This is a genomic window from Erythrobacter sp. Dej080120_24 (assembly GCF_036322605.1).
GTDB lineage: Bacteria > Pseudomonadota > Alphaproteobacteria > Sphingomonadales > Sphingomonadaceae > Erythrobacter > Erythrobacter aurantius.
This window is the reverse complement of the sequence record NZ_AP027262.1, coordinates 1,374,266-1,390,020: the sequence shown is the minus strand read 5'-3', so window position 1 is coordinate 1,390,020 and position 15,755 is coordinate 1,374,266. Positions and strand designations below refer to the sequence as shown.

Annotated in this window: 15 protein-coding genes, 1 tRNA gene and 1 riboswitch; of the genes, 8 read left to right on the top strand and 8 right to left on the bottom strand. The window is 63.1% G+C overall.

The genetic code is table 11. The features are described 5' to 3' along the window. Nucleotides 1–24: 24 nt before the first annotated feature. From AABA34_RS06600 to AABA34_RS06565, 8 genes are all read left to right on the top strand, one after another. Nucleotides 25–879, top strand: a complete 855-nt coding sequence (locus tag AABA34_RS06600; RefSeq protein WP_338304423.1) for a sulfurtransferase — start codon at nt 25–27, stop codon at nt 877–879. After that, nucleotides 876–2,081 carry a cystathionine beta-lyase gene (gene metC / locus AABA34_RS06595; protein WP_338304422.1) on the top strand — a complete coding sequence of 402 codons (1,206 nt, stop codon included), beginning with the start codon at nt 876–878 and terminating at the stop codon, nt 2,079–2,081. The genes AABA34_RS06600 and metC overlap by 4 nt, the downstream gene beginning before the upstream one ends. After that, a complete protein-coding gene (locus tag AABA34_RS06590) occupies nt 2,081–3,148 on the top strand; it encodes a mechanosensitive ion channel family protein (RefSeq protein WP_338304421.1) in 1,068 nt (355 codons plus the stop codon). Before metC ends, AABA34_RS06590 begins: the two co-directional genes overlap by 1 nt. 84 nt (nt 3,149–3,232) lie before the next feature. Continuing rightward, entirely contained in the window at nt 3,233–3,988 is a 756-nt protein-coding gene (gene cobA / locus AABA34_RS06585; RefSeq protein WP_338304420.1) for a uroporphyrinogen-III C-methyltransferase, read from the top strand. Continuing rightward, nucleotides 3,985–4,284 carry a DUF2849 domain-containing protein gene (locus AABA34_RS06580; protein ID WP_338304419.1) on the top strand — a complete coding sequence of 100 codons (300 nt, stop codon included), beginning with the start codon at nt 3,985–3,987 and terminating at the stop codon, nt 4,282–4,284. Before cobA ends, AABA34_RS06580 begins: the two co-directional genes overlap by 4 nt. A gap of 1 nt (nt 4,285) precedes the next feature. Further along, nucleotides 4,286–5,914 (top strand): nitrite/sulfite reductase, encoded by a 1,629-nt coding sequence (locus tag AABA34_RS06575; RefSeq protein ID WP_338304418.1) that lies wholly within the window; start codon nt 4,286–4,288, stop codon nt 5,912–5,914. Next, nucleotides 5,907–6,368, top strand: coding sequence for a DUF934 domain-containing protein (locus AABA34_RS06570; protein ID WP_338304417.1), 462 nt, complete (start codon nt 5,907–5,909; stop codon nt 6,366–6,368). Before AABA34_RS06575 ends, AABA34_RS06570 begins: the two co-directional genes overlap by 8 nt. Continuing rightward, nucleotides 6,365–7,123 (top strand): phosphoadenylyl-sulfate reductase, encoded by a 759-nt coding sequence (locus AABA34_RS06565; protein ID WP_338304416.1) that lies wholly within the window; start codon nt 6,365–6,367, stop codon nt 7,121–7,123. The genes AABA34_RS06570 and AABA34_RS06565 overlap by 4 nt, the downstream gene beginning before the upstream one ends. A gap of 3 nt (nt 7,124–7,126) precedes the next feature. Here the strand turns inward: AABA34_RS06565 and AABA34_RS06560 are convergent, their stop codons facing one another. From AABA34_RS06560 to proC, 8 genes are all read right to left on the bottom strand, one after another. Continuing rightward, the gene (locus AABA34_RS06560) at nt 7,127–8,038 is read right to left on the bottom strand and encodes an NAD-dependent epimerase/dehydratase family protein (RefSeq protein ID WP_338304415.1); all 912 of its coding nucleotides are present in this window, start codon (nt 8,036–8,038) and stop codon (nt 7,127–7,129) included. Between the two features lie 7 nt (nt 8,039–8,045). Then, nucleotides 8,046–9,167 (bottom strand): glutamate 5-kinase, encoded by a 1,122-nt coding sequence (proB, locus tag AABA34_RS06555; RefSeq protein WP_034952510.1) that lies wholly within the window; start codon nt 9,165–9,167, stop codon nt 8,046–8,048. A 4-nt stretch (nt 9,168–9,171) separates the two neighbouring features. Continuing rightward, nucleotides 9,172–10,230, bottom strand: a complete 1,059-nt coding sequence (obgE, locus tag AABA34_RS06550; protein ID WP_338304414.1) for a GTPase ObgE — start codon at nt 10,228–10,230, stop codon at nt 9,172–9,174. A 152-nt stretch (nt 10,231–10,382) separates the two neighbouring features. After that, nucleotides 10,383–12,335 (bottom strand): TonB-dependent receptor plug domain-containing protein, encoded by a 1,953-nt coding sequence (locus tag AABA34_RS06545; protein ID WP_338304413.1) that lies wholly within the window; start codon nt 12,333–12,335, stop codon nt 10,383–10,385. A 115-nt stretch (nt 12,336–12,450) separates the two neighbouring features. Further along, a riboswitch (cobalamin riboswitch) is annotated at nt 12,451–12,648 on the bottom strand. Between the two features lie 93 nt (nt 12,649–12,741). Next, nucleotides 12,742–12,817, bottom strand: a tRNA-Ala gene (locus tag AABA34_RS06540). Between the two features lie 57 nt (nt 12,818–12,874). After that, entirely contained in the window at nt 12,875–13,804 is a 930-nt protein-coding gene (locus tag AABA34_RS06535; RefSeq protein WP_338304412.1) for a hypothetical protein, read from the bottom strand. Nucleotides 13,805–14,031: 227 nt separating this feature from the next. Further along, a complete protein-coding gene (locus AABA34_RS06530) occupies nt 14,032–14,775 on the bottom strand; it encodes a Bax inhibitor-1/YccA family protein (RefSeq protein WP_338304411.1) in 744 nt (247 codons plus the stop codon). Nucleotides 14,776–14,935: 160 nt separating this feature from the next. Then, nucleotides 14,936–15,742, bottom strand: coding sequence for a pyrroline-5-carboxylate reductase (gene proC, locus AABA34_RS06525; protein WP_338304410.1), 807 nt, complete (start codon nt 15,740–15,742; stop codon nt 14,936–14,938). Nucleotides 15,743–15,755: the final 13 nt, after the last annotated feature.

The following is a 15,755-nucleotide window of genomic DNA, read 5'->3' as shown; positions in this document are numbered from 1 at the left end:
CCGCTGGCGCGCTAGCAAAGGGAAATGAGCAATCCTTTCTCAAGCCTCGTTTCGACGACATGGCTGGCCGAGCATCTGGGCGAGCCCGATCTCGTGGTGCTTGATGCATCGCGGCACTTGCCCGCAGCCGGGCGTGATCCGCTTTCGGAATACACTGCCGCACACATTCCGGGCGCGCTGTTCCTGGACCTGGCGAGCCTGACCGACCCGGCTTCGCCCGTCCCCGCAGCCCTGCCCAATGCCGCGCAACTGGCTGATCGCCTCGCGACCCTTGGTATCGGCCCCACAACGCGCATCATTATCTATGACGACAGCGATGTGAAAACCTCCGCGCGGGCATGGTTCGCGTTGAGGGCGCATGGCGTGGACAGCGTTGCAATCCTCGATGGCGGTCTTGCGAAATGGCGCACCGAAGGCTTGCCGCTGGAAAGCGGGGTGACAGAGGCTGCCCCGACGACTCCTGTGCAGCTTGCTCCGGCCAAAGGTGTGCGGTCGAAGGCAGAAATGCTCGCCAATATCGAAAGCAAGGCCGAACAGGTGCTCGACGCGCGCGGCGCGGACCGGGTGTTTGGCAGCGGGATCGATCCGGTCCACGGCGGCCAGAACGGTCGGATTCCCGGTGCGCTCAACCTGCCGTTCGGACAGGTTTTCAATCCTGACGGCACGTTCAAATCGCCAGCTGATCTGCGCGCTGCATTCGAAGGCGCGGGCATTGACCTGTCCTGCCCGATCGTCACCTCTTGCGGCAGCGGAGTTACCGCCAGCGTGCTGCTGTTCGCGCTTCACCTGATCGGGGTTGATGACGCAGCGCTTTACGATGGCAGCTGGCAGGAATGGGAAGCCGATCCCTCCACTCCCAAGGCACAGGGCCCGGCATGAGCGGCAAGGCCAAGGATACGCGGCCTGCGACCCGGCTTGCCGCAGCAGGGCGGCGCAAGGAATGGACCGGGCCGGTCGTCAACCCGCCCGTGTGGCGCGCATCGACCCACCTTTACGAGACCGAGGCGGATCGCAAGGCCGCGGGCAAGAACGACACCGACGGCCAGTTCTTCTACGGCAGGCGCGGCGCGCCGACGCAATGGGCGCTGGCCGAGGCGCTGACCCAGATCGAACCCGGCGCGCATGGCACCGTGCTTTACCCCAGCGGGGTCGCGGCGATTGCAGGCGCGATGCTGGCGGTTCTGAAACCGGGCGATCACCTTCTGATGGCGGACAATTGCTATGACCCTTCGCGCAGCATGGCGACCGGCCTGCTGGCGCGGATGGGGATCACGCATGATTTCTTCGATCCGTTGGATATCTCTGGCTTCAAGGCACTGGCCGGGCGGACCAACCCACGGGCAGTCTGGCTGGAAAGTCCCGGCAGCCTGACGATGGAAGTTTGCGACACCCCCGCACTCGCCGCGATCGCGCGCGATGCCGGGGCCGTCACTATGATCGACAACACCTGGGCCAGCGCGCTCGGCTTTGCCGCGCTCGAACACGGCTGCGACATCGTGATGCAAAGCCTGTCGAAGCATGTCGGCGGACATTCGGACCTGATGATGGGATCGTGCAGCGCGGGGGAACGCTGGTATCGGGCCTTGCGCCGCACATCGCACCAGCTGGGACAGGTGGTGTCGCCTGACGATGCCGCGCTGGCCGCGCGCGGATTGCGCACCATGGGCATCAGGCTCGAAAAATCGACTGCCAACGCGCTGCATATCGCTCGCTGGCTGTCGGATCAGCCGCAGGTTGCCAAGGTGCTGTGCCCGATGCTTCAGGGCGCTCCGGGTCATGATTTGTGGGCGCGCGATTTCACCGGCGGCTGCGGCTTGTTCAGCTTCGTTCTGGCAACCGATGCTCCGGATGCGTCCGGGCAGCTTGTCGATGCGCTGGAGCACTTTGGCATCGGCTACAGCTGGGGCGGGTTCGAAAGCCTCGCCTTGCCGATCTTCCCGCATGAATACAGGACCGTGATGGGCAGCCCCACCCGGCACGAGGGTGGTATCCGCGCCGCCGTTCGCCTATCGATTGGGCTCGAAGACCCCGAAGACCTGATCGCGGACCTCGCACAGGCCCTCGCCAAGCTGGAGATCTGATGACCGCCCCGACGCCACCTGCAACCGACGCCAGCCCCGCCGTAGAGGGTGCGTCCGCAGTCGTTCCTCCCGGTCAGGTCTGGAGCCTGGCTGAGGAAGCACCGGCGCCAGAAGCGGTGGTGAGCATCGGCGAAGGTTCCAAACAGGCAATCGCTTCGCAAAGCGAGACGCTGGCCGAAGTCGTCGACGCTCTCGACAAATGGGCGCTGACCTTTGGCGATATTCGCGTTTCGTTGTTCGACGTGCTGCTGGTCGTCGCCACGATCGCGCTGGTTATCACCGTCGCCTGGACGCTGACACGGGTCGCCCGAAAGCTGCTGCGCAATGTCAGCCATTTCGACGAAGCGCAAAAGGTGCTGGCGGAAAAGCTGGTCACCGTGCTGATCTGGACGCTCGCCTTTTTCATCGCGGTCGACATGGTTGGTATCGACCTGACCGCACTTGCCTTCTTCGGTGGGGCTTTCGGCCTTGCCATCGGTTTCGGCCTGCAAAAGACCTTCGGCAATCTGATTTCGGGAATTCTGCTGCTGCTCGACAAATCGATCAAACCGGGGGACGTCATCTCCGTCACCGATGCAGCCGGAAACGAAGCGGTCGGGCAGATCCGAAAGATCGGCATTCGTGCGATTTCCGTCATCACCCGCGATCAGACCGAGCACCTGATCCCCAACGAAAACCTGATGGTCAATCAGGTCGTCAACTGGTCCTACAGTTCCAAGGATGTGAGGGTGAAGGCGCCTGTGGGCGTGTCCTATGACAGCGATCTCGATCTGGTAACGGAGCTTTTGTACAAGGCGGTAGAGGACACACCGCGCGTGCTGCCTTTCCCGAAACCGCGGGTGAATCTGATGGGTTTCGGGGACAATTCGGTCGATTTCGAAATCCGTTTCTGGATTCAGGACCCGGAAGGCGGCCTCGCCAATATCCGCAGCGACGTCTACATGCGCATGTGGCAGCTGTTCAAGGAAAACGGGATCGAAATTCCCTATCCGCAGCGCGATCTGCACCTGCGTTCCTCCAAACAGCTTGACCAGATTGTCGAGATGATGGGCGGCAAGAAAGCCTAGGGCTCAGTCCCGCAAAGCTTACCTTGCAGCCCCACAATCCATTCTCGCTGGCGACGAGACGCGCGTTCGACCATTTCGGTCGGCATGAAAACCGGTACAATCTTTCTTGTGGGCGCTGGCCCGGGTGATCCCGACCTGTTGACCCTGCGTGCGGCGCGGCTGCTCTCCACCGCCGAAGTGGTGGTGCACGATGGGCTTGTCAGCCGCGAAATCCTGTCACTGTGTTCCCCTCGCGCGCGGCTCGTTTCAGTAGCGAAGAGCCGCGCGCACCACACCTTGCCGCAGGAAGAAATCAACCTACTGCTGGTGCGCGAGGCACAGGCGGGCCGTGATGTCGTGCGCCTGAAGGGCGGCGATCCGCTGATCTTCGGACGCGGCGGCGAAGAAGCCGAGCTTGCCCGCGCGTACGGCGTGCCGGTGGAGATCGTGCCGGGTATCAGCGCCGCGAACGGAGCGGCCGCTGCCGCCCAGATCGCGCTGACGCACCGCGATGCCTCCAGCATCGTCAGCTTTGTCGCCGGCCAGTGCAAAGGACTGTCCGAACAGGACTGGTCGGGCCTTGCAGGCAAGGGGCGCACGCTGGTGATCTACATGGGCATCAAGACCGCACCGCAGATTGCTGAGAAGCTGATGGCGGACGGGCTGGCCCCCGATGTCCCCCTTGCCGTGATCGAAAATGCCGCTCGCCCCGAAATGCGCGTGATGCGCGGCCTTCTGGCGGAACTGCCCGATCTGGTTGCGCGCGAACAGGTGAAATCTCCCGCGCTCATCGTCATCGGCGATGTCACCGCGCGCGAGGATGCAGCTCTCGCCCGACTGGCGGTGGAGGCACGCGCATGAAGATCCTCACCGGAAATGATCTCAAGTCCGGCGCGGTCGTCTGGTGGGACGGCGTAAACTGGTCGCTCTATGTCGATGATGCTGTCGATGTGGGCGAGCACGCAGCAGAAATCATCGCCCGCGAGGAGGCGCTTCGCCGCGTCAACGTGCCCTACGCGATTGATGCCGCGCATGACGAAGACGGCAAGGTGCGCCCGGCCCATATCAAGGACCGCATCCGCGCGCTTGGCCCGACAGTCCGGCCCGACCTGACGCTGAAGCCGCAATCCCCCGAAGCGATCGACTGGGTGATCTGACATGTACCGTTATGACCAATACGATCAGGCGATGGTCGATGCCCGCGTGGCGGAATTCCGCGATCAGGCACGTCGCCGGCTCGAAGGCAAGCTGACCGAAGACCAGTTCAAGCCCTTGCGGCTGATGAACGGGCTTTATCTGCAACTCCACGCCTACATGCTGCGCGTCGCAATCCCCTATGGCACGCTGAATTCGGCGCAAATGACGGCGCTGGGCGATATCGCGGACAAGTATGATCGCGGATACGGTCACTTCACCACGCGCCAGAATCTGCAATACAACTGGATCAGGCTTGAAGACGCCGCCGACATCCTGGCCGATTTGGCCAAGGTCGAAATGCACGCGATCCAGACCAGCGGGAACTGCATCCGCAACATCTCGTCCGATCATTTCGCAGGCGCCGCGCACGACGAACTGGTAGACCCGCGCCCCTATGCCGAATTGCTGCGGCAATGGTCGAGCTTCCACCCGGAATTCACCTATCTGCCGCGCAAGTTCAAGATCGCGGTTATCGCGAGCGAGAAAGACCGTGCCGCCATGCGGCTGCACGACATCGGTATCCAGATCGTTGAACAGCAGGGCGAGATCGGTGCCCGCTTCTTTGTCGGCGGCGGCATGGGCCGCACCCCTATGATCGCGCCGATGATCCGCGATTTCGTGCCGCTCGATCAGCTGATCACCTATGCCGAGGCGTGCCTTCGCGTCTACAACCGCTATGGCCGCCGCGACAACAAGTACAAGGCGCGGATCAAGATCCTCGTCCACGAACTGGGGGCGGAGGAATACACCCGCCAGGTCGAGGAAGAATTCGCGCATATGCTCCTGCAAGGCGTGGAGCCCCCGCGCGAGGAACTGGAACGGATCAAGCCGTTCTTTGCCGATCCTCCGTTCGAAGAAGGCCCAAAGCAGGTGGACCGTTCCGACCCGGATTTCGCCCTGTGGGTCGATCGCAACACCCATCGGCACAAGCACGACAGCTATGTCAGCGCGGTGATTTCGCTGAAGCCGGTTGGCGGTATTCCCGGCGATGCGACCGGCGAACAGATGCGCCTCATCGCCAGCCTCGCCAAGCAATACAGCTTTGACGAATTGCGGGTGATGCACACGCAGAACATCGTCCTGCCCCATGTCCGCATTGCCGATCTTCACGCGCTGTGGACCGCGCTGGACGAGGCAGGCCTTGGCACACCCAATATGGACACGGTGGAGGATATCATCGCCTGCCCCGGCCTTGATTATTGCAGCCTTGCAAATGCCCGTTCGATCCCGCTGGCACAGCGCATCAGCGAACGGTTCGATGCCAGCGGCAAGACCGGGCAGCTGGGTGAGCTGAAGGTGAAGATTTCGGGCTGCATCAACGCCTGCGGGCACCATCACGCGGGCCATATCGGCATCCTTGGCGTCGACAAGAAGGGTGTCGAAAACTACCAGCTTTCGCTCGGCGGATCGGAGGCCGAGGACGTCAGCCTCGCCAAGATCACCGGCCCCGGCTTCACCGAAGACGGCGTGATCGAAGCGGTCGAGAAAGTGACCGACCTCTATCTCGCGCAACGTCAGGATGGGGAGCGTTTCCTCGACACCTATCGCCGCATCGGCATGGAGCCGTTCAAGGAGGCGCTGTATGGCTGAAGACCTCGGCAAAAGCCCCGATGAAGTGCAATTCCGTTTCCGCGATGACGAGCCGGTGGATCACGGCACCGTCACCGTCGATGCGTGCTGCGATCAGACCAACGCCACCGCCGTCCGGATCGAGCCGGGTGACGATGCGCGCGCGCTGCTGCCCTATCTTGATCGGCTGGCGCTGGTGGAAATCAACTTCCCCAGCTTTGCCGACGGGCGCGGCTATTCTGCTGCCCGCATCCTGCGCGAAGCGGGCTACACCGGCGAATTGCGCGCGGTTGGCGATGTTCTGATCGATCAGCTTTCGCACATGCGCCGCTGCGGGTTCGATGCCTTCGCGCCGGACAAGCCGCTCGATCCCGAAGACGCACGCCGCGCCTTTGCCACATGGGAAAACGTCTATCAGCGCACCACCGATGGCCGCCGGACAATCGCGCAATTGCGCCATGGAGCAGGCGAATGAACGAAGTGCGCAAGATCGACCGGCTCGACCCCTCGCCCCGCTTTACCGAGCATGACGCCGTGCGGCTCAACCGGATGTTTCGCGGTTCCTCGACGCAGGAATGGCTCGAAGCGGTGATCAAGGACAATCTGGCGGGCGCCATCGCCATCGTTTCCAGCTTTGGCGCGGAAAGCGCGGTGCTGCTGCATCTGGTTGCGCAGGTCGACCCGAACATCCCGGTGCTGTTCCTCGACACGGGCAAGCATTTTGCCGAGACGCTGGAATATCGCGATCTGCTGGTGGAGCGGATCGGCCTCACCAATCTACAAATCCTCAGCCCCAACGCTGACGATCTGGCACGGCAGGACGAAACCGGCCTCAGGTGGTCCTACGATCCCGATGGCTGCTGCGAAATCCGCAAGGTCAAGCCGCTGGCAAGGGCGCTGGAGAATTTCGACGCGAGCTTCACTGGTCGCAAGAGCTTCCAGTCCTCAACCCGCGCCAATCTGCCCCGGTTCGAACTGGACACGTCGGATGCGCAAGGGCGGCTAAAGATCAATCCGCTGATCGATTGGAGCGCGGAAGAGATTGCCGCCTATTTCGAGGAGCACGACCTGCCCCGGCATCCGTTGGTGGCACGCGGTTTCCCCTCCATCGGTTGCGAGCCTTGCACCCACAAGGTCGCGCCGGGCGAAGACCCGCGCTCAGGCCGCTGGAAAGGCTGGGACAAGACCGAATGCGGCATCCACAAGCCGGGCGAGGAACCGTTCCTCTAGGTGCTAAAGCCAGCCCTCGCGGGCATACCAATCTGCCGTCCCCTTCAGCCCGTCTTCGCCGCTGATCTGCGGTTGCCAGAAACCTGCTTGCGGACGGCGGTCTGATCGCACGACCCAGTTGGGGTGGCACATGTAACCCACGCGGTCAGCGGTCAGCTTGGCCTTGTCCCCGCGCAGCAGCCTGTCGGCACTTGCTGCGAGGCTCAACACACCCTTGGGCAGGTGCGGGGCGAAGACACTGCGCTTGCCCACCGCTCGCCCGATTGCCTGCGCCAGTTCCTGATGCGACCATCCGCCCTCGCGCCCGTCATCGGGTTCGAAAATCCGGTTCATGCCCCGCTGCTCGGCCAGGGCCAGCAGCAGCACGGCGAGATCGTCAACATGGATGATCGAAGTCGCGCCGCGCGGCGGGAGCGGGACAATCCCCATCTTCGCCGAACGAAACAGTTCGAACATGTCGACATCGCGCGGGCCGTAAACCGCTGGGGGGCGAACGATCGTCCAGTCGAGATGGCTCGCCTGCACCAGTTCCTCAGCCTTTGCCTTGGACGCGCCATAAGCGGAAAGCTGCGGCTCGCGGGCCGAAAGCGACGAGACGAAGACCAGCCGTTTCACCTTGGCTGCCTTGGCTGCGGCGATCAAATTGGCAGTACCCGTCACATTCGCCACTTCGAATTCGGCAATGTCGGGCGTGTTGGTTAGCCCGGCGATGTGGATCACCGCGTCCGCGCCCTCGCATAGGGACGCGAGTGCTTGCGTGTCGTCGAGCGTCCCCTGCACCCAGGTCACGCCATCACGCGCTTGCTGGTCGCGCCGGGTCAGCGCGCGCACGTCGTAATCACCGGAAGCATCGATCACTGCCGAGCCGACAAAGCCGGTCGCCCCGGTGATCGCGAAGGTGAACAGCTTGGCCATGACCGTCCTACCCCTGCACCATATGATCGCGATGGACGACGGCGGCACGCGGGGCATATCCCAGCCGCGCTTCCTGCTCCGCCTGCTTCAGCCCGGCAATCGCGCGGCATTCATCTGAGGAATATTCGACCAGCCCCTGTCCCAGCCGCTCTCCCTTCGGCCCGTGCAGGCTCACCAGCGCGCCGCGCTGAAAACTGCCTTCGACTTCGACCAGACCGGCGGCAAGCAAGCTCGCCCCATCGGCCAGCGCGGCAACGCAACCGGCATCGACTGTCAGCACACCTTCGGGCGCAAGCCGCCCGCCCAGCCATGCCTTGCGCGCGCTGTCGCTGCGAACGGGCAGGAACACCGTGCCGCGATCCGCGGCAACCGCGTTCGAGATCGGCGATTCCTGCTTGCCATTGATGATCGCCAGCATGATCCCGGCGCGCTCGGCAATGCGCGCAGCCTGCAGCTTCGACAGCATCCCGCCCGATCCCATGCCCGAGGAGGAATCGCCGGTGGCCATGGCGATGACTTCCGGCGTCACCCCTTCGACCCGATTGATCAGTTGCGCACCCGGCTGGCTGGGTGGGCGATCATACAGCCCGTCGACATCAGACAGCAGCAGCACGGCATCGGCATTCGCCGCCTGCGCAACGCGCGCGGCCAGCCTGTCGTTGTCGCCAAACCGGATTTCCTCGGTCGCGACGCTGTCGTTCTCGTTCACCACGGGCACCGCGCCGGCCTCCAGCAGGCGTTCAAGCGTAGCCGCCGCATTGAGATAGCGCCGCCTCTCCTCGAGATCACCGAGCGTCACCAGCATCTGCGCCGCCGTGATCCCGTGGCTGCCCAGCGCCCCGGCCCATAATTGCGCCAGCGCCACCTGGCCCACCGAAGCCGCCGCCTGCGCATCGGCAAGGCTCGCACGCCCGCCCTTGGGCAAGTTCAGCCGCGCTGCGCCCAGAGCAATAGCACCCGAGCTAACGACGATCACCTGCACGCCTTCGCTGCGCAGGGCGTGGATTTCCTCGGCAAGCGAGCTCAGGCGCGCCGCCGCGGGCTCCCCCGCTTCGACCAGCAGCGCGCTGCCGATCTTCACCACCACGCGCCTTGCCTGCGCGATATCCTTTATCGCAGTGATCGCCATGGCATCATATCGGCGACCATTCGCCGTCGTCATCGCTTTCGTCTTCGACCTCGACGGCCTTGGTCTCGGTCGCGGTGCGATCGGGCAGATAGGACAGCACAGCGTCCAGCAGCGGTTCGATCCCCGCGCCGCTTGCGCCCGACACGGTAAAGACCTGCTCGGCCCCCGCCGCGATCAATTCGTCGGCAAAGGCTGCGCCCAGTTCGCTGTCGGCAAGATCGAGCTTGTTCAGAGCGACCAGTTGCGGCTTGTTCTCAAGCCCCGCGCCATAGGCTTCGAGTTCGCCCTGCACGATCTGCATCGCCTCCACCGGGTCTTCCCCGGCGATGTCGATCAGGTGGATCAGCACCCGGCAGCGTTCGATATGGCCAAGGAACCGGTCCCCGATCCCGGCACCATCCGCTGCGCCTTCGATCAGGCCGGGAATGTCGGCGAGTACGAATTCGCGGCCCTTGTGGCGCACCACTCCCAGCTTGGGGATCAGCGTTGTGAAGGCATAATCGCCAACCTTGGCCTGGGCATTGGATACTGCGTTGATGAAGGTCGATTTGCCCGCATTGGGCAGGCCGACAAGGCCGACATCGGCAAGCAGCTTCAGGCGCAGCCAGACCCACATTTCCTCACCCGGCAGGCCCGGCTGATGCTGACGCGGCGCGCGATTGGTCGCGGTCTTGTAGGATGCGTTTCCGCGCCCGCCCAAACCGCCTTCGAGGAAAGTGATCCGCTGGCCGACTTCGGTGAAATCGGCGAGCACTTCGTCCTTGTCGTCGGAAAGGATTTGCGTGCCGACGGGCACCTTGATCACCAGCGGCTTGGCGCTGGCGCCGGTGCGGTCCTTGCCCATGCCATGGCCACCGCGCGCGGCCTTGAAATGCTGGGTGTAGCGGAAGTCGATGAGAGTGTTGAGGCCGGCCACAGCTTCGAACACGATATCGCCGCCACGGCCCCCGTTGCCGCCGTCAGGGCCGCCGTACTCGACATACTTCTCGCGCCGGAAAGAGACCGCCCCCGGTCCCCCCGCGCCAGATTTGAGATAGATTTTGGCCTGATCGAGGAAATGCATGGGCGCCGCATAAGCCTTTCCTGCCGCAATTGCGAGGGCTTTGGGCGGCAGTGACCCGGCCCGAAGGGCCGCAAGGCCGACTGGCCGCCCGCAGCGATGCGACCTTCAGGTCGCGTGAGCGAGGATTTCGCATCCCGGATGGGGTGCGGAACTCAAAAGCGCGCCTCGATCCCGATCACCGCCGTCCGACCCGGCGATACGAAGCTGAAGACCTGCTCGTAGCGTTCATCCAGCAGGTTTTCGATCCGGCCGAAACCGTTGATCCCCTCTGCCAGCGTCACCCGCGCATTGAGGTTTACCAGCGTGTAATCGTCGAGCACGGCCCGCACCGGAACGAAGCTGGGATCGGTGAAGGCGAGATCGACAGCTTCGCCATTGTGACGCACCACGAGGGTTGCCGATGCCTTGTCCTGCGGATGCGTCCAAGTCAGCGCGGCGCTCGCGATGCTTTCCGGGCGGCGCACTTCGGCAAGGCCGTTTTCCTCGGCATCGACATAGCTGTAGGCCGCATTTACGCTCCATTGCGGGCTGAGACTGGCCGACAATGCCAATTCGACGCCCTGCTGCTTGCTCTTCGTCGCGGCATTGGCCGGGGTGGCATTGAATGTCGGAGGTGGGAAGGTGGTGAAGATCTCATCCTCAAGCTCGGCGTTGAAATAGGTCACCGAAAGCCGCGCCGCATCGCCAAGGTCCTGGTCCAGACCGATTTCCCAGCTGGTCGATTTTTCCGGCTGCAAATCGGCATTGCCGATAAAACGCCCATCGACGAAGCCGAACAGCTCGAAGAAGCCGGGGTTCTTGATCCCCGACCCCGCGCTGGCGCGGACACGGGTGGAATCCGTCACCCGGTATCCCGCGCCGATGCGGAACGTGGTTTCATCGGCGAAGCGATCGTTGAAATCGTGCCGCAAGGCCGCCGAAAAATCGAAACGCTCCCCGTCATAGCGGTATTCGCCCACCAGCCCGGTGTTCTCGATCTGGCGACGCCCGTTGAAGGCGAAGCCGCCCGGCGTGGTGTTGCGGAACCGCTCGCGCTCCCAATCGGCCGCAAATGTCAGCGTGTGCTCGTCAGCCAGTCGGAAGGCGCTGACATAGGAAGCTTTCACCCTGTCGCCCTCCGATGAATTGCTGGGGCCGAAAGGGCCGAAGGTGTCGCGAGTGATGTCTGCTATCTGGACGGACAGATCATGGGTCCAGCGCCCGTCCAGCGTCTTCAGCCGCGCACCCACAAGGGCATAGATCGCCTCGTTCTCGAACATGGTGTCGGGGCTGTCGATCACGAAGCCGAATGTCGGGCTGGCGGGGTTGAAGTCCTGATCGTTGAACTCCCCTTTGGTGAGAACGTATCGGGCAATAGCGCGCAAGGTGAGCGTGTCGGTCACATCCGCCGCCAGCTGGCCTGCAAGCGTGTAGCTGTCGCGCCCGATGTCCCGCGAGCCGCCCCGTGCATTCGGTTCGCCATCGGTGCTGACGATGGTACCCGAAAGCGAGGCGCGTACGCCTCCTTTGTCCATGCCCCAGCGCATGGCGCCGTTGAGTGTGTCATTGGTTCCCGCTTCGATCCTGCCGCCGAAGCCTGAGAAAGCGCCGCTTTCATAGGCGATGACGCCGCCGATCGAATCCGTGCCGTAGAGCGCGGATTGCGGCCCGCGCAGCACTTCGACCCGTGATCCGATTTCAGCCTGAAGCGCGCCAATATCAAACTCGCCGGCAAACGGATCGGACACTTCGATCCCGTCGACCAGCACAAGGACATGGTTCGCCTCCGACCCGCGCAGGCGCAGCTGCGTCTGCCCGGCTACGCTTGAGACAGCCACCCCCGGCACATCGCGCAGCACATCGGCGATGTCGCGTATCTGGCGCTGTTCGATCTGTTCGGGAGCAACAATGGTGGCAGAGCCAGTGTAGTCGGCGAGCTGGAGGTCGCGCGCGCGGCTGCCAGGGACGAGAATGACCTCGCCTTCATAGCACATTAGGTCAAGTTCCGGTGTATCCGGGTCGTCCACAATGTAGCATACGCCGCCGATCTTCTCTTGGCCCAATGCGGGCGCAGCGCAACTCAGAGCAGCCAAAGCCACCCCGCACAGCCATCTGGTATTCTTCATCGGCATCCCTTCCGATTGAGCAACAACATTCGCCGCGAGGGGCATCCCCACGGCGATTTCCAAGTCGTCGCTCGAAACGAAAGAACTTCGCGCCGCACCAATCCCTGAGCGAGGCAACAAGCGACACGCTCCGGTCGGTCTCCTGGCTTGCGGATCGACGTATTCGGGTTTTCACCTTCCCAGGACTTTTCGGCCCCAGTGGCTGCGCCCCTCCCGTCAAAAAGGCACGCAAACCCGACACTCACCGCTTACAGTTGCAGGGACAGCTGCGGATTTGAACCGCATTCCCGTTACCGAAGTGTGGTGAGGGAGATAGCGTCCAGCCAAGCTGACGGCAAGCGATGTAAAGAGAGAAACCGGTCGCGCAACGAAGAAGCTGACCCCGACGGGATGGCAGAAATAAGAATGGTGGAGCCGAGGGGAATCGAACCCCTGACCTCGTCATTGCGAACGACGCGCTCTCCCAACTGAGCTACGGCCCCACAAATCATGGTTCGGCGCAAATAGCGTGCGCCGATGCGGCTGGCAATCGGGTGCCGCTACCTTGGAGTGGAGCCGTCCTGCCCGCTGGCAACCGGTTCCACCACCGGCTGCGACACGAAATTCTCCTGAACCGGCACGACCGGCACGGCCACCCCTGTTTCGGGATCGGTTACCATGCCGGCGGTAGCAGCCGGATTGGCCAGCGTCGCCGAAGGGTCGCTTGTGCCTGCGGTGGGTACGGGTATGCCCTTTGCCCGCGCTTCCTGCACCGCGACCCAGCCCGGTTGCGACTGGCCGAACATCGCCCCCCACTTCGCGTCCCAGGCGGCGGAGTCGCGCTGGTATTGCTCATATTCCTGGAAGAACAGCTCGAACGGCTCTTCGACCAGCGCGAAATTCTCGTTCGCGAAACCGACAGGATCGACCGGCGCGAGCAGGTAGCGGTTCGAAATGTCGAGCGCGGCGCGGCAGAAGCGCGCGCGGGCCGGCGGCAGGGCGAAGAAGTTGTAGACCGCAGTCATGCGCTCTTCGCGCGCAAGCATACCTGCACGCCGCGCGCCCAACTGCTGGCGATAGGCACGGTCGATGCGCTCGTTCACCTGACCCAGAGTGCGCTGATGCTTGCTGATGTAGTCGCTGTATGCAGTCAGGATCGGATCGTACTGCGCCGCAGTGCAGTTCAGCGCGGCGACGTTCCAGGCGGAGCGGAAATGCCAGACGCGCTCATCGTCGGTGATGCCGAGATTGATTGTCTGGCGCTGCCCCATCGCATTGCGGCGCGGGATTTCCATGACGTAAGCGGCACCGCCAGGAGGAAGCGGGCGATACGGCGTAGTCTCAACTGCTGGGGGTGGCGGCGGCGGCGGAGGGGGCGGTGGCGGAGGCGGCGCGGGAGTCGCACAGGCGCCCAGCAATGCGACGGTAACGGCGATGGTGGTGATCCTGATCGGCGCTGTGAAGCCTACGGACTTTGGCTGTGTGCTCATTGGCAAGCTGTCTCTCATCCTTGTGTCCCCCCGGACCCGCATACGCGGCAAATGCACCCATGCGCGTTCCAGCCTTGCTCTTCACTGAAGAACATTTCGGACACTTGTCAAAAGCCTTGTTAGGCGCGGCAGATGACAAAGCAAATGCCCGAAACCTCGAAGAAGGTTCCGGGCATTGCGATTTCAACAGTCTGGTTTGACGCCCCGTGGCGAGGCGTCAGCGCCGATTATTCGCGGCTACCCAGGAAGTTCAGCAGGAACATGAACATGTTGACGAAGTCGAGATACAGGCTGGTAGCGCCCATGATCACGGCCTTGCCCATGAATTCGGTCCCGCGCAGATACTGGTAATCGTTCTTCAGGCGCTGCGTATCGTAGGCGGTGAGGCCTGCGAAAACGAGCACGCCGATCGCGCTGATCACGAAGGCCATGGCTTCCGACTGCAGGAAGATGTTGACCACGCTGGCGATAAGCAGGCCGATCACACCCATGATCAGGAACGTGCCGAAGCCCGACAGATCCTTCATGGTGGTGTAACCGTAGAGCGAGAGTCCGGCGAAAGCACCCGCCGTCGCAAAGAACGTCACCGCGATCGATTCACCGGTGAACACGAGGAAAATCGTCGAGAGCGAGAGGCCCATGACGACCGCGAACGACCAGAACAGCACCTGAAGCGTGCCTTGGCTCATTTTGTGCAGGCCGAAATTCATCGCGAGGATGAAGCCCAGCGGTGCGAGCGCGACGATCCACATCAGCGGGCCGCTGGCCAGCGCATAGGCGATGCCTGTCATTGCGGCGGAAAGCGCCACGATGCCGGTCAGCAGTACGCCCGATGCCATGTAATTGTAGATCGAGAGCATGTACGAACGCAGGCCCTCGTCATAGGTGGCGCGCCCTGCAACATCACCGCCGGCCCGGGGTACGGAGCCGAAAGCCTGTCCGCTACGCTGAGTGTCATTCCAATCAGACATTCTGGATCCCTTTCTCCACTAATGGAGTCTCCAATAATGACGCGACCATACGCGTCTTATGCTGCGCAATATCGGGGCATTGCGTCTCATTTTCAAGCGAAACCGGGCGAGGATCGACGAATGTCGTTCATTTTTTCACGCCCCATGCTTAACAAGCCGTTCAACTATCGCCCTTGGACAATTCCGCGCCGCGATCCCTTGTCGCCGCAAGCGTGCGTGTGAGAAGTTCCACCAGCGCTCCGCCCTCATCCAGCACATTCAACCCTTCGCGGGTCATTCCGCCCGGACTTGCCACCCGATCCGCCAGCTCGCCGGGCGAAAAATTGGATGCCGCCGCCAGCGATGCTGCCCCTTCGACCATGGCCAGCGCCAGCGCATCGGCTTGGTCCCGGTCCAGCCCCAGATCGGCCCCGGCACGCGCGAGCGCATCGATGAAGCGATAGACGAATCCCGGCCCTGACCCAGCGAGGGCAGTAACCAGATCGAACCGGCTTTCATCTTCGAGCCATACCGCCGTGCCGAGCGCATCGAACAGGGCGAACGCGGCGCTCCGCCGAGCATCATCAATGCCGGCTTCCATCAGGATCACCGGCGATTTGTTTATGCGTGCGGCAAGGTTCGGCATCACGCGGACGTGGGCCGAGGCGTTCGGAAAGGAAGCCCGCAATTGCGCCAGAGTGATCCCGGCGAGCAAGGAAGTAACCGCAATGCCATCGCCGCAAACCGACTGTATTCCGGGGGCGAGTTGTCCGAGTTGCTGCGGCTTGAACCCAAGCATCACCGCATCATGCTCACCGGCCGCTTCGGCCTCGGCGACCGAGCGATAAAGCGCAACGCCTTCGGGCGCTGTCTCAAGCGCCGGATCGAGCACCGCAAAACGGGCAGGGTCCATGCCGGCGGCAAGCCATCCGGCCAGCATCGCGCCGCCCATGTTTCCGCATCCGATAATCAGAAGCTGTCTGTGCATGGCATCCTCCCGC